At 46.5% G+C, this 16194-nt stretch carries 5 protein-coding genes; 4 read left to right on the top strand and 1 reads right to left on the bottom strand.

Features of this window, described 5'->3' with window-relative positions; translation table 11 throughout:
- Window positions 1-69: 69 nt before the first annotated feature.
- On the bottom strand, window positions 70-10524 hold the full coding sequence (locus tag ACVA53_RS11290) for a tandem-95 repeat protein (RefSeq protein ID WP_446505148.1): 10455 nt from the start codon (window positions 10522-10524) through the stop codon (window positions 70-72).
- Between the two features lie 304 nt (window positions 10525-10828).
- Between ACVA53_RS11290 and ACVA53_RS11295 the strand changes: the two genes are divergently transcribed.
- From ACVA53_RS11295 to ACVA53_RS11310, 4 genes are read left to right on the top strand one after another with little or no spacing between them, the layout of a single operon-like run.
- The gene (locus tag ACVA53_RS11295; protein ID WP_446505149.1) at window positions 10829-11161 is read left to right on the top strand and encodes an Hpt domain-containing protein; all 333 of its coding nucleotides are present in this window, start codon (window positions 10829-10831) and stop codon (window positions 11159-11161) included.
- Window positions 11162-11206: 45 nt separating this feature from the next.
- Complete coding sequence (locus tag ACVA53_RS11300; RefSeq protein WP_446505150.1) at window positions 11207-12544, top strand: HlyD family type I secretion periplasmic adaptor subunit; 1338 nt, start codon at window positions 11207-11209, stop codon at window positions 12542-12544.
- A 6-nt stretch (window positions 12545-12550) separates the two neighbouring features.
- Complete coding sequence (locus ACVA53_RS11305) at window positions 12551-14812, top strand: response regulator (protein ID WP_446505151.1); 2262 nt, start codon at window positions 12551-12553, stop codon at window positions 14810-14812.
- On the top strand, window positions 14733-16190 hold the full coding sequence (locus ACVA53_RS11310) for a TolC family protein (RefSeq protein WP_446505152.1): 1458 nt from the start codon (window positions 14733-14735) through the stop codon (window positions 16188-16190). The genes ACVA53_RS11305 and ACVA53_RS11310 overlap by 80 nt, the downstream gene beginning before the upstream one ends.
- The last annotated feature ends 4 nt before the right edge of the window (window positions 16191-16194 follow it).

Consider the following 16194-nt stretch of genomic DNA (forward strand, 5'->3'; position numbering starts at 1 on the left):
GCCAGCATACATGCTGGCTTGATCATTTAGGTCAGATGACTCATCGACTTTAAGTGTAACCGCCTTTCATTAAACATTCTCATCCAAAACAGTTGAATCATCCTGCTGGGAGCCTGATGTGTCATTGTCATACGATGAACTATCATCCATCACATCAACACCTTGGTTACTATTATCCCCCTGAGTCCAATCGCCATTTTGTCCTTGCTCATCTTGCATCTCTGGTTGGTTGGCATTTTTGCCCTGACTGGCTTGCATCGCATGCTCGTCATCAACATCAATCGTCACTGTTGCCGATGCCCCTTCAACAGCCGCCCCCAGATCGGTTTGCCCCTCAAACTGAATAGTCGCCTCACCTTCAAACTCATCTGATAACTTCATCAGAAGCGGCTTGGATAGATTACCACTAACCGTATAGGAACCATCACTGTTCAGTAATGCATTGGCAATAGTTGCCCCATCAGGAAGTTCACTGATTTCGACCTGAGTCACATCAGGGTTTTCTGCCACATCATCAGGGATTTCTAAATGCACATTATTGCCCGGCGCTGCGGTTAGATCACTTTCACCTCCAGCATCATCACTGTCCGAACTGTCATTGCTATCTGAAGCGTCTTCATTAATCGTAGTTTGAGTATCAACATTCTGTTGTGAGTCAACATCAGGCTGTGCCGACTCAAGACTCGCTTCTTGGTCTTGGTACTCATTAACATCAAGAGTGATTTGATGAACAGAAGTTGCATCCCCGTCAGTTGATGTGACTTCAAGTGGCAATTGGCCGGTAAAGTCATCATCACTCCAGAAAACCCACCAACCATCACCATTTTCTACTACCGTACCTTGTTCACCATGGTAATCAACGCCAGTGATTGTCGATTCATCACCTAAATTCAAGGCTGCTAATAAATCAGCTTGTGTCAGCTCCAGTGAGCCCATTTCATCGAGCACGAAATCAGAGGCTTCCGGTTCAGCAACATCAACATTGAAGTGTGTTTGAATACTGTTTTCACCATCTGTCGCAACATAGGCAATTTGAGTCTGCCCGACGAATCCTTGTGCTGGTGAGAAAGTATACTGCCCCTCACTATTAGTTTCCAACACACCTTGTCCACCAACCAATTGAACAGATTCAATGGTTAGCTCGTCATTATCAGCATCAGTTAGCTGAGCAAGCATATCGGCATCGGTGAAGGTCAAATCATTGCCAGAACCAAGCTCGGTAGTCACAATGGCATCAACCGTGGGTGCAGAGTTGACATCATTTTCACCCGCATCTGCAGCAACAACAGCAATGCTACTTTGCACATCGACCAAGCTACCGTTTTGCTCCACCTGATAAGCAAAGTCAACCTGCCCTTCAAAGCTCTCGGCTGGGGTAAATGACCATGTTCCATCGCCATTATCAACCAACTCGCCTTGGGTGCGATCAATCAAATGGACACCTTGAACTTCATCACCATCAGCAGCTTCTAATCCCTCTGCCATGCCTAACAAGTCATCCATTGTCAGCACGAGGGTTTCACCCTGAGTAGCATCAAAGTCAGCATAGGCTTCTGTTGACTCAGGCAACGCATTGGATGACTCATCGCCATAGTCTGCTGTAGTCGCAGAAACAGTAATGAAGAAACTGCCGGTAAAATCAGCTGGCGGTGTGAGTGACAAGTCATCGAAACTCCAGGTTGTCACATCAACGACCTGACCGGGCTCGGTGATCGTAATGGTGTTCTCACCATCACTTACGACAAAGCCGACAGGGAAGCCAGTAATTACTAGGTGACTCAATTGCTCGGAAGCATCGAGCATATCAACATTCAAACCAAGCAATCCGGTAGTATCTTCATCGAAGACTAGTGGCCCCTCATGATCTGTGGTGATCACAGCCCCATCGGCGACCGGGCGGATATAGATAGGCATATCCAAAACCGTTGTCGCACCACTAGGATCGCTCACTTCGACCTGCAGCTCAGCGATACCGGAATAATCATCAGATGGCGTATAGGTCCAGCTTCCGTCCTCGTTTTCTTCAACCTCGCCGGCATCTTCACCGTCAACGGTAATAACGCGGGAGACAACCAGATCATCACCATCAACATCGCCGAACAAGTCCAGCATATCTTCTGCTCTGAAAGTGAAGCCACCGTCTTCGTATGTCGTTAGGTGGGCATTACCGCCATTAAAAGGTGCATCGTTGACAGGCATAACGTCAACCTTGAGGGCACCATCTACGATGTTTTCACCATCTGAAATTGAATAATCCAGCTCTATCAAGCCATTAAAATCAGGCGGTGTGATCAAGTGATACATACCGTCTTGCTGCAGTTGCAAATTACCATTTGGCGGCTGCTTCAATGACAAACTTTCGAGCGTAAGGTCATCGCCATCGGCATCAGTCGCTTGACTTAATATGAACGCAGGGTCAATTTCCAGCACCTGATCTTCATCAACACCCAATTTCAGCGTTGGTGCAACGGGCAAATCTTCAACTGGCTTAACATCAACAGCAACCGTCGCCGTATCAAATGAACCATTGCCATCGGTGACCGTGTAGGTAAAGGACGCAGGGCCGTTGTAATCAGCATCAGGGGTGAAAACGACGTTGCCGTCTTCATCCAATTCGACAGTGCCGTGTGTATCCTCTGTTGCCTCAACGGCAGTAATAGACAATATATCGCCGTCAGCATCTGTATCATTGGCGAGTAAATCTGTTGGATTGATAACTAGCTGTCCATCTTCATCAACCTCGATCGCACGACTTGTAATGCCCTCTTGTACCTCTACCAGCTGCTCGGTGACATCCATTGCCTGATCGGCAGTACTGTGGTTTAGATCCAGAGAAAGCGTATTAGCTATCTCGCTACCATCACCTTGTATGGTGGTCATCTGAATGTCTTCAGACATGGTACGGGAAACAGTCATGTTCTGGACAACGTATGTCCCGCTTCCGCCTTCTGTACCCAGAGTAAAATGATGGACCGGCACATCAGTGGTAAAAGCATAGGTATCTTGTAATTCACCGGAATCACGATATCCGCCTTGGGCGTCAATCAAATTGCCTTCTGCATCGTACGCTTTGATGATAACTTCAGTCGCTTTACTACTGTTCTCATCAAAATAACCGCCAAGCCCATCGAGCTGGAAGGTGATTTGGTTTACATCTTCCCCTTCAACGGTAACGGTCAGTATTTCATCATTGCTAAGGCCATTACGGCTATCATTGCCAATACCCGCACCCACCGACGTTCCAGCGCCATTCCATGCCTCAAGTTCTCCAGAGCTAACCTGAGTGGTGATCGTCACACCATCTTCCTGAAAAACAGCGCTATCACCATTTACCACTCCCCAATCTTCGACGTTGGCAGTGCCATCAAAGACGGTGGTCGAGGCATCGTTATCAAAACTCCCCACCCGTATATCACGAGTGCCTGACTGCACTTCATCGGTATCAGGTACGTACTGTACTTGAGCATCAGCAGGGTATTCTTGGCCAACGACCATATCTTCCCACTCACCCTCAGCATTAATACACTGCACCGAACCATGTTCTGGTGCAGCATCAAGGCGGATCTGCGGTGCTTGCGCGGACATGCTGCTGTCATCCGCTGCAACAACCTCGTCATTAACCGCATTGATAGTTAGATCCAAACCAGTCGAGACGGTCTCTAAGCCATCAGTAACATCAAAGGTTAGGTTGAGTTCACCATTGAAATTCTCATCAGGCGTGATGGTGTAGGAGCCATCATCGTTTCTTTCTACAACGCCCGCCCCCTCTAGCTGAAGGTTTTCCGCCGTCAGTTTGTCACCGTCAACATCGGTGGCATTGGCCAATAGCTGATCTTGACTCAGTGTGATGGTGCCATCTTCATCAATGGTATAACTGAGGTTTTCGCTCACTACAGGTCCATCATTCACGGCTGCAACCTGTAGTGTTGCCCCTGAAGCGACCTGACTGCCTTCCCCGTCGGTCACATTGAAACTCATCGCCAAGTCACCGTTAACATCTTGATCTGGCGTCACTAGATAGGACTTCTCGCCAGTTTCAGGATCCACCACGGTAGTAAAAGTTGCATTGGTAATATTGAGGTTCACCACCGACAAATCATCGCCATCAACATCACTGGCATTAGCTAACAACGCCGCTTCGGTGATCACTATCTGGGTATCTTCGTCAGTGTTAAATTGCAGCGGACTCGATTCATCAATAACAACCGGATCATTCACCGGCACCACTGTGAAGTCGAGCGTCGCCGTGGTCGAGGCTGTTTCAGGCGTATCATCATCCGCGGTACTGTCTTCAAGTGACGTTGCCGTTACATTCAGTGACACTGGTCCATGGAAGTTTTCACCCCCTTGGAAAGATAACTGGCCGACATCCCAGCCACTGATATCCACGCTGTTGTTGTCATCATCGGCAATAAATATCTTATCGCCATCCGTTAATATCGCACCTTCAGGTAAGCCATCGACGACCAGCGAAGCCAATGATTCAGAGCCGTCGGTATCACTGAGTGCCGCTTCGATATTGAGCGGAGTGGGTTGATCTTCTGCAACCTCTTTGACCACAGTTATGGCATCAAGAACTCCACCCAGGCTGTTGTCATCTGGGGAGTCAAACTCCAACTTGGGATTATCAGTGGTTGCCGTAAATTGGTAGCTATGGTGATTCCAACCAATATCCTCTGGCGCCAAGGAATCTATCAGCTGACCTTCGAAGTAGATATCGACTTGTGAATCTTCGCCCTCGGCGTTTTTACGTGCCGACATATCAAATTCCAATGTCACCACATCGCCAGCTTTAACATCCAGATTGGTATAGAGGTTGGATTCATCACCAGTGTTGGCTTCAAGCTCAATCACCCCACCGCGGTTGTCACCCACACCATAAACAGTGTCTTGGTGGATTTCGATATGATTGTTGGCGTTATCCGTAAACCAACCGGTCAAGGCTGTATCTTGCCCAACACCGTAATCAATCAAGCTCATGTCGGCCAGTGACACGGTTAATGAAGGCTCATCGGCTTCTGGCGTAATAGTCACCGGCGCGGTAAATACGGCATCCACCTTGGTATCGTTGACAGTGATTTTCAGTGCAGCATCACCACTGTAGTCAGCGTCTGGGGTGTAGGTCCAGTCACCGGTTTCTTCATCACGGCTCACCGTGCCGTTACCTTCAACGCTGATATCACTAATGCTCAACACATCGTTATCGACATCAGTAACATTGGCGAGCAATGAGGCTTCAGAAAGAGTAATCGAACCGTCTTCAGCGATGGTGTAAGACGTCTCAGCAAACACCGGCACATCATTGACAGCTCCAATATCTAGCGTTCCAGATGCAGGTGTAATCGCCCCATCACAATCATCGACTTCAAAACTAAACGGCACATCACCATTCAAATTATCTTTTGGTGTGAAAGTATATGTACCGTCTTTATTGTCTATAAGGCTCCCATACTCAGGCTCGATTTGAAGGTTTATCGCCAAGAAATTAGCACTATCAACATCTGATACATTTTGCAGCAGCATAGCCTGGGTGAAAGTAATGGCAGTATCTTCAGTGCCATCGATATCGGTTTCGCCAACCACGGCAGCATCATTGACCGCAAGCACATCCACCGTCACAGTGGCCGTATCAAAGGTATCGTGACCATCCGTTACGGTATAAGTGAAGGAGGCTGGGCCGTTATAATCAGCATCAGGTGTAAACACCACATTGCCGTTTTCATCCAGCTCGACCGTGCCGTGAGTATCATCTGTCGCTTCAACACCAGTAATGGTCAACTCGTCACCATCGACATCGGTATCATTAGCCAATAAATCGGACGGGCTGATAATCAGCTGACCATCTTCTTCAACTTCAATCGCACTAGGCTCTACATCAGCACCGAAGGTCGCAATGCTTGGCGCATCGCTACCAGGAAGACTACTGTCATCTTCCGCTACCACGGCATCATTGACAGGGTCGACCGTCAATTCCATCTGGGTTGGCGTAGTGAATTCACCGTCGGTGATATCAAAAGAAAGAATGATATCCCCATGAAAGTCCTGCGGCGGCGTAATATCGAAAGTACCATTCCCATTATCGACAATTTCTACACCTGGGTGGGTGGTTGTTACGTTCTGGGCAACCATTGCATCCCCATCAGCATCCGATGCATTAGCAAGCAACGCATCCTGAGTAATGGTGATGGTGGTATCTTCATCTGTCGAAGCACTAGCAGGCCCTGTCACCTCAGGTGCAAACTCCCTCGCATCCACATGGATAGTTTGCGCCGTCGAAGCCGAATCATCATTTGAAATTTCTGTTGCTGTTGCTTCAACGACCAGATCAAACTCATCATTGAAGTCTTCTGGCAACTGCAACTGGATAGTCTCTTCCAAAGCAACGGTTGGCAACACAATCGGGGTTTCACCATCGGAGAGTATTTCACCACGGAAAATAGTGCTGTTTTCTTCCCCCATATCAATAGTGAACATGAAGTCATCGTAATCACGATCACCGCCACCTAACCAGTCTTCAATACCGTAGACAATTTGTCCATCATCATTCAGAGTGGTATGCGTATGTTGGAAATTATCCTGATTGAGGTTTTCACTACTACCACCATGGAAGATAGCATCACCAAACTGGCTGCGAATCACGGTTTCTGAACCATCATCGCCAGCAAAAACTAACTGCGGATCGGTTGATGACATAGTAGCAGGGTTACCATCTTGGTCACGGAACTCAAAATGCCCCTCTCCGAGATTATCAAAGTCATTTTTGTTGAAGCCGTTCGGAATAACAAAAATATTAAAGCTGTCACCTTGATCTAGTTCAAAACTGAACGATGACTCGCCAGGCAACAAATCACCACCACCTTTCACCTGAGAGGCATTGTCATACACCAATTCAACATCAGAGATATTGCCGTCTTCATCGACACGATAATACCCCACTGAGTTTTTGAAGCCTGCCCCCTCTCCAGCGAAGGTTACCGTCACTTCGGTATCGACATAACTGGTCAATCCATTGTCTTGCGAATCTAAAACGGCTTGACCGTCATACCTCAGCACACCACCTTCAGGGACGCCATCAATAGTTACACTGAGCGTTTCAGACAAATCCTGATCAGTTAAGTTAGCGGCAATATTTAGCTCAATGACTTCATCAGGGTCAGTGTCTACGACATTACCCGGTATTGCATTATTATCTCCATCTGTCACTGATAGTTCAGGCGCATCGGCAACCGCATCAACAGCGATGGATCCCGAGGCGGGTGTCACTGACCCATCGTTATCATCAACATCGAAGGTGAACGGCACATCGCCGTGAAAATCGGCTTTTGGTGTAAAGGTAAAAGTACCATCTTGGTTGTCTTCCAGGGTGCCGTACTGCGGGTCAATGTGCAGATTAACGGCGGTCAGGTCACTGCTATCCACATCGCTGGCGTTTTGCAGCAGCATAGCCTGGGTGAAAGTAATGGCAGTATCTTCAGTGCCATCGATATCGGTTTCGCCAACCACGGCAGCATCATTGACCGCAAGCACATCCACCGTCACAGTGGCCGTATCAAAGGTATCGTGACCATCCGTTACGGTATAAGTGAAGGAGGCTGGGCCGTTATAATCAGCATCAGGTGTAAACACCACATTGCCGTTTTCATCCAGCTCGACCGTGCCGTGAGTATCATCTGTCGCTTCAACACCAGTAATGGTCAACTCGTCACCATCAACATCGGTATCATTAGCCAATAAATCGGACGGGCTGATAATCAGCTGACCATCTTCTTCAACTTCAATCGCACTAGGCTCTACATCAGCACCGAAGGTCGCAATGCTTGGCGCATCGCTACCAGGAAGACTACTGTCATCTTCCGCTACCACGGCATCATTCACGGCTGCAACCTGTAGTGTTGCCCCTGAAGCGACCTGACTGCCTTCCCCGTCGGTCACATTGAAACTCATCGCCAAGTCACCGTTAACATCTTGATCTGGCGTCACTAGATAGGACTTCTCGCCAGTTTCAGGATCCACCACGGTAGTAAAAGTTGCATTGGTAATATTGAGGTTCACCACCGACAAATCATCGCCATCAACATCACTGGCATTAGCTAACAACGCCGCTTCGGTGATCACTATCTGAGTATCTTCGTCAGTGTTAAATTGCAGCGGACTCGATTCATCAATAACAACCGGATCATTCACCGGCACCACTGTGAAGTCGAGCGTCGCCGTGGTCGAGGCTGTTTCAGGCGTATCATCATCCGCGGTACTGTCTTCAAGTGACGTTGCCGTTACATTCAGTGACACTGGTCCATGAAAGTTTTCACCCCCTTGGAAAGATAACTGGCCGACATCCCAGCCACTGATATCCACGCTGTTGTTGTCATCATCGGCAATAAATATCTTATCGCCATCCGTTAATATCGCACCTTCAGGTAAGCCATCGACGACCAGCGAAGCCAATGATTCAGAGCCGTCGGTATCACTGAGTGCCGCTTCGATATTGAGCGGAGTAGGTTGATCTTCTGCAACCTCTTTGACCACAGTTATGGCATCAAGAACTCCACCCAGGCTGTTGTCATCTGGGGAGTCAAACTCCAACTTGGGATTATCAGTGGTTGCCGTAAATTGGTAGCTATGGTGATTCCAACCAATATCCTCTGGCGCCAAGGAATCTATCAGCTGACCTTCGAAGTAGATATCGACTTGTGAATCTTCGCCCTCGGCGTTTTTACGTGCCGACATATCAAATTCCAATGTCACCACATCGCCAGCTTTAACATCCAGATTGGTATAGAGGTTGGATTCATCACCTGTGTTGGCTTCAAGCTCAATCACCCCACCGCGGTTGTCACCCACACCATAAACCGTGTCTTGGTGGATTTCGATATGATTGTTGGCGTTATCCGTAAACCAACCGGTCAAGGCTGTATCTTGCCCAACACCGTAATCAATCAAGCTCATGTCTGTCAGTGACACGGTTAATGAAGGCTCATCGGCTTCTGGCGTAATAGTCACCGGCGCGGTAAATACGGCATCCACCTTGGTATCGTTGACAGTGATTTTCAGTGCAGCATCACCACTGTAGTCAGCGTCTGGGGTGTAGGTCCAGTCACCGGTTTCTTCATCACGGCTCACCGTGCCGTTACCCTCAACACTGATATCACTAATGCTCAACACATCGTTATCGACATCAGTAACATTGGCGAGCAATGAGGCTTCAGAAAGAGTAATCGAACCGTCTTCAGCGATAGTGTAAGACGTCTCAGCAAACACCGGCACATCATTGACTGCTTCGACATCCAACGTGCCCGAAGCGGGTGTCACTGACCCATCGTTATCGTCAACTTCGAAGGTGAACGGCACATCGCCGTTAAAATCGTCTTTTGGTGTGAAGGTAAAAGTACCATCCTGGTTGTCTTCCAGGGTGCCGTACTGCGGGTCAATGTGCAGATTAACGGCGGTCAGTTCACTACTGTCCACATCGCTGGCGTTTTGCAGCAGCATAGCCTGGGTGAAAGTAATGGCAGTATCTTCAGTGCCATCGACATTGGTTTCGCCAACCACGGCAGCATCGTTTACCGCAGCGACATTCAGCATGGCTGATGAAGCAACTTCACTCCCTTGTCCATCGGTCACATCGAAAGATATCGCCAGCTCTCCATTTACGTTTTCATCTGGAGTAACAACGAACGATCTTTCACCGGTATCCGGATCAACTTGGATCTCAAATGAAGCATTGGCGATAGAGAGGTTTAATACACTGAGAGCATCGCCATCTACATCACTGGCATTGGCAAGTAGCTCTGCTTCACTGATAACAATCTGGCCATCTTCACTGGTCTCGAAAATGGGCTTGGCTTGCTCGTCAATCTCCACTTCATCATTGACATTATCAACTTTAATTTCAAAAGTCTCAGAGACTGTCTCGGTATCATAATCACCATCAATCACCATTTCTTTGCTGGTTGCATTAGCAACGTCAACTTGGAAAGTTTCACTGGTTGTTTCAGTGTCGAATGATGTGGGCTCAACACTTTGGCCCGAGGCCATAGGAGCACTACCCCCAGCCTGTTGAGGTTGCGGGCTTTGTTCGTTTGAGTCTTGACTGGCTCTGTTTTGTCCCTCGCCATCAGACTGCGATTGCGACCCTTGCTGTGTCCCCCCTCCTACCGACTGAGTAGCACTACTGCCCTCGACATTACCGTCATCTTGCTGCGCCTCACCACCCTGAACACTTGAATCTACTTTACCAGATTGCCTTTGGCTCCCGCTGCTCCCCTCTGTACCGGAGGCTTCTGCACTAGGCTGACCGCCAGCATCTTCGGTATTACCTTGATTTGATTCAGCCGACTCATTGCTAACTTGATCATTCTGTTCTGCGGCATCAGCGCCGGTAGCCGTTGTTGCCGCCATGGTATTTTGCTGATTTTGCCTATCTTGGGCACGGTGCTCATCGGTATTACCATCAGGTGTAGCATTATGCTCTACCGCATCATTAAGAGGGTTGTTTTTGTCCTGTTGCTGATTGTCCTGAGCCATGACTTGCCTCCATACCCGTGTCAGTGATTCTATACAATTAAGAGTTTTCTAACTCTATGAATAGATCCAATCAGGTAGAAACAGCAAGCCATTAACAAATCCTTTTCAATTATTTAGAAAAATAGAGAGATAACTCACACTTAATCTCAGTTTCTTGATTTTATATGATGAGATACTGATCAATAAAACAAACATTCAATAACAAAATCAGCTTGTATTCTTGCTCAAGCTAGACCATACATTATTAGTAGCAAACTTTGTTTTTTCAGTTACTTGGGTGTAACAACAGCTATAGGTAAAAGAAATGATAGATTACAACGCATTCACCGAAGCTATGGATGGCGACGAAGAGATGATGTCTATGATTATAGACCTCTACGGTGCAGAACATGGTGAGGATATTGAGCTTATAACAGGATTATATGCTAGCAAAAATATTGAAGGGTTATATCAAGCTGTTCACTCTTTAAAAGGCGTATTGTTAACTTTGTGTGAAGACAATGCTTCGCAACAACTAGAAACGATTGAGCGACTTTGTAAGCAAGGACAACTGCCGAGCAAGGATCTTATAGACAATGTGTTGGCTGAGGTTGCCAACGTAAACTCTCAAGTCGAGTCATTATCTCTAGCTAATTAACACTGTTATTGAATACAGCCAGCCATGCTTCAGGGAGTCGATGCAATGGGAATAGAGAAGCATATCAAGCATGCGCTCGTGGAGGCAAAGTACAGTCAAGATGCTGACAATGACGATAGCTTATATATCCAAAGTGCAATGACAACAATGCATAAGTCGCTGTTATTGCTATTTATGATTGTACTGTTGCTCATTATATTGGCCGCCCAAGCGAAGATAGATATCGTTGTATCTTCTCGAGGGGAAGTACTTCTTGATTCTGATATTGAACGGGTCCAACACCTTGAAGGAGGGATCCTTGATAAGATGCTGGTAAAAGCCGGTGATTATGTCTTTGCCGGACAACCTATTGCCCAATTACGTTCGGTCGATAGAAACACCCAGCTTGAGTCCGCAACACTGGATATTGCCAGTCTTGAGATGGATATCATTCGTTACTTATCGCTCATTCACCATGCCGAACCAGACTATTCTGCTTACTCTACTTTCCCACAGCTGATCACTCAATACAACGAGTCTTGGCAAAAAGAATTTCAGAAAAACAACTCTAACCAAGCGCTTATCGCACTGGATATTGAACATAAGCAAAAACTGATTAATTCCATGCAAAAACGCATAACCAGTTCGCGGAAGCAACTTGGTCTGATTGAAAAACAGTTAAACATCAAAGAGACCCTTTACAAAGAAGAGATGGCTTCTTATATCGATGTGCTTAACATGCAAGTACAAGAGGCCAATATGGTAAGGGAGATAGAAAACTTATCAGAAGCCGTCATGAACGAGAAGTTTCAGTTTGATCGGTTAGAAAAGCAATTGAAAGACACCATTGCGAGTCGGAATGCCGGTTATCAAGCCCAAATTAACCAACTTGAAAAAGATCTTTCCCTCAAGAAAGCCCAGCTTCCTCAGTATACTGATAAAGTTGAGCGCCTGACTGTCTACTCCCCTATTGATGGCATAGTCGATAAGATTCATTTCAATTTTAAATCTGCTGTGATCCCTGCAAACGAGAGCATCGCCGATATTTCACCTATTCATAATACTTTGCATGCAGAAGCGAAGATCGCCAAGAAAGACTTGGGATTCGTCGAAGTCGGGCAGGAAGTCAAACTCAAGTTTGATACCTACAATTTTGCTAGATATGGCTTTATCAGCGGCACAATCAATTCCATCAGCCGCTCTTCATACAAAGAAGAAGAAAACGAATTTTACATTGCCCAAATTACCATTGAGAAAGACTTTCTGGAAAACGGCGGGGCGACATACACCTTGTCACCTTATATGGAATTTACGGCCGACATTAAAACAGGCTCACGCTACGCGATTGATTACGCCTTGAAGCCAGTGGTCAGCGCCATGGAAGATGCATTTGACGAGAGGTAAGCAGTAGTGAAAGTATCGAGGAAGGCCACAATTCGATTTATCGCCGCATTCATGGCAATAGGTGTTATTAGCCAAATGGTCATTGGCCTGCAATGGCATAACCAAGCATCTGAATATAACAGCATGTTACATTCAGATTTGGTTAGTAGCAGCCACCAACTAATCCGAACAACCCAAACAGTACTGACGACAATAAGTGGCTGCCAATATGCATCTTGTACCGAAAGTACAGCGATTGACCTGCAAGTTGATACATTGCAGAAAGATATTGCGTACTTTAAGCGGGTAGCCTCAGCAGAGAAAATCAAAGTCAGCTTGGTCGGTAATGTGCTTTACCCTCAGCTTGAGCTTGCTATTGCCAAGTTCAACGCAACTAGCGACTACCAACAATTTCAAAATACGCTGCTTCAGCTGCTGCCTGCTCTTCAAGCGTCACAGCAAAACTTGATAGTCGCCATTAATAATGACGTTCAACAAGCTCAGCAAACCCTTTTCTTCCGTTCAATGATTGTTTTCCTCGGTTTCAACCTCGTTCTTTGCGCTCTATTGTTGCTCATGATGACAACAACAAAGCGAAAAGGATCCCAATCTCAACAGGCACAATCAGGCGTCAGTGAGCTAGCAAGCCAACTTGAGCACATCTCAGCCAATGAGATCACTCAAATGCTCAACGACATCAATACTCCCCCCGAACAGAGACGAATTTTTGCAAATCTTTCAACCATGTATCAAGATGTTGAACAGCAAAAACGCAATGCTGACCTATATCGTCAGCTGTATGCCTTAATTGGTTACGAAATCCGCGGCATGACCAACACAATCCAAGGAGGAGTAAGACTTATTGCCCAAGAGGCGGGAGAAAATGGTGCAGTATTAGCTCGTGATATCACCTTAGCCACCAATACATTATCTGAATTAGCGGATAACTATAATCGCCTGATATCCGGAGGTAACAGCGCTACTTCAAGTAATGTTAGCTTCCTCCCTTTGATGTCGGAGTTACTGGTTCACCTCACTGCTAAAACCCAGCACTCACAGCGTCATTTAGAATGCCATTTAGGCAGCCACTTACCCGGTGACATTGAAGGCAACCCAACGAGTTTATTCTGGGTACTTTTTTTGCAGCTTTCCAATGCTATCTCAGCCCAGAATGAACCGCATATTCTATTCCACATTCATACCGAAGCGGCCAATGAGGTAGAGCAATCTAGGCTGGTGTTTGAAATCGTTTTCCTGCCCACGAACACATTAAACCTCCACGATATAAAAAGCGCCAATTGGCAACTCGTCGACGAGAAAAGCGGGATTAATGATGAGTGGTCAAAAGCCATTCTCACCAAAGTGACCCGTTTTGAGTCTACTTGGCTGACATCCAATTTGATCCTTCCACTGCAGGATAATAACCACGTTCAGCAACAAAGCAGTATGCACAAGCTCCGTATTGGCATCGATATAACGCCCAAAAGCTTCCATCAGGTTGAGCGATCACTAGAAAACAAACACTTGATGATCTGTACCGATTCCCAGCTGCAAATTGACGTTATGTCTAAGATGCTATCGCAGTATGGCGCAACGATTGAAATTATCCGTTCGGCGAACGATATTTTTAAATCCTTATCTCGGATCAATGATTTCGACGGGATCATCATTACCGATACCATCAAGGGCATTCAACTGAAGTCCTTCTGCAAAACCTTGCACTCCAGGCTAAAAAAGAGCACCAAGACCAAACTCTTTTTAGCGGCTTCTGAATCAAGCACTGTACAAGATACTCATGAGTATGTTGACCGTGTTTTCTTTACCCCTTTCATTGCTCATGAACTCGTTCCCAACCTCACAGAGGCCATGCAAGCGACTGAGGAAGCCAACGAGCAAACACAAAATGCCTTCCTTATTGTTGAAGATGACAAAGTTCAGCAGTTTTTATTGAAAAAGCTGCTTAGCAAACAAGGTTATGAAGCCCTTACCGTGAGTGATGGTGCACAAGCCGTGGAATACATGAAAGAGCACGGTGCAGATATCGTCTTTATGGATTGTATTATGCCCGGTATGGGCGGTATTGAAGCCACAAAACTTATCCGCCAACGGGAGCAAGACTTGGACGTCTTCAATCCCGCCACAATTATTGGCGCCACCGCACTGACCAGCGCCAGCGAACACAAGTCATGTATTGAAGCAGGAATGGACTATGTCATCAGTAAGCCGTATAAAAGTGATGAAATTATCAAAGTTATTAAAAAATACATGGCTATTAAGAAAATCTGCTAATCCTGCCAGTGCATTGTTAGCAGTCTCGGTATGTGCGTCGCTGGGCGTCTCGGCACACGCCGCCGATCTACTCAATGTGGTCGATGTAGCATTGCAGCGTAATCTGTCATTAAGTAGCGCCCAAACAAATTTGTCTGCGACTGAATATGAGCTGGATATTAGCAGAGGGAACTTCTTGCCTTCGCTTAATGTGTCAGCCAATACCAACTGGAATGATGGTACCACTCATCAATACAATGGTGGCAATGCCAACAATAGCTACAACAATCACGGCGTGAATGTAACCTTAACCCAAAGCCTGTTTGATCTCGGGGACATCTACTCACATAGAAATACCCAGACCGATATAGATATTGAATCGCTCAGGACAGAACAGACTCGTCAACAAATTATCCGCGAAGCTGCTACCACCTATTTCGAATATTTGAAAAACCGAGCCCAGATCCGAGCGACTCAAGCTGAATTGGAATCATCTGAATCTCGGCTGACGCTTATCAGCAGGAACATTGAATTAGGAAATGTCGCAGGCACCGAACGCTATGAAGTATTAGCCCAAAAAGAAAGAACCGCTGACAGTTTACGCACCCTTAAGAAAGATCAGCGCATCATACTCAATAGCCTTGCCAATATTGTTCAGCAGCCACTCAAACCGGATTTCGATCTGCAATCAAGCATACAATTTGGAGCTATTCCTCCAAGTCGTCAGACTGAGCTCAACAATATTATGTACGCGTCAGATCTCAGCTTGTTAATTGCCAAGCAAGCCGTCACCAGAAGCCGGCAAGTATTAAAAGAAACTGGCGCAGCTTTCGTTCCTTCCGTTAAAGGCAGCATTGGCTATACCTATGACGATACCAATGATGCATCAGCCAAGCTGTATCCTGACAAAGGAGTAACGGAAGAGACGGTATACACCCTCACTCTAGATGTACCAATTTTAAATGGTGGCCGTGATTACTACCGTTATCAACAGAATAAAGTTGATATCGACCGAACTGAAATCGATCTACAAGATAGCAAAAACGCCAGCCAACAGCAGTTTGAAGAGTTTATATATAACATCAACGATTTTTCGGCATCGCTCACCAGCCTGACCACCATAATTCAAGCCAACTACGCCTCGTATATCGGTATCCAAAAAGCTCACAAATTAGGAACCCGCACCATTACTGACCTGCTCTCAGCTGAGAGTAAGTTGTATAGCAGCATCCGAGATTATGAAAGTGCCCGGTATGACTATGTCATCAACCTCATTCAACTCAACGAGCGGATCGGTAACCTCAATATGGCCACGGTCGGCAAGATAGCCGAGCAAATGTCACCAATGAATGATGACAGCTCGCAATCGCCAATCCCACTTCACCTGATGGTCCAATGACGGA

Source organism: Photobacterium sp. DNB23_23_1 (genome assembly GCF_052873815.1).

Excerpts from the sequence above, each read along its gene's own strand:
- ACVA53_RS11290 (WP_446505148.1), bottom strand. The coding sequence starts at position 10,524 with ATGGCTCAGGACAATCAGCAACAGGACAAAAACAACCCTCTTAATGAT.
- ACVA53_RS11295 (WP_446505149.1), top strand. The coding sequence starts at position 10,829 with ATGATAGATTACAACGCATTCACCGAAGCTATGGATGGCGACGAAGAG.
- ACVA53_RS11300 (WP_446505150.1), top strand. The coding sequence starts at position 11,207 with ATGGGAATAGAGAAGCATATCAAGCATGCGCTCGTGGAGGCAAAGTAC.
- ACVA53_RS11310 (WP_446505152.1), top strand. The coding sequence starts at position 14,733 with ATGTCATCAGTAAGCCGTATAAAAGTGATGAAATTATCAAAGTTATTA.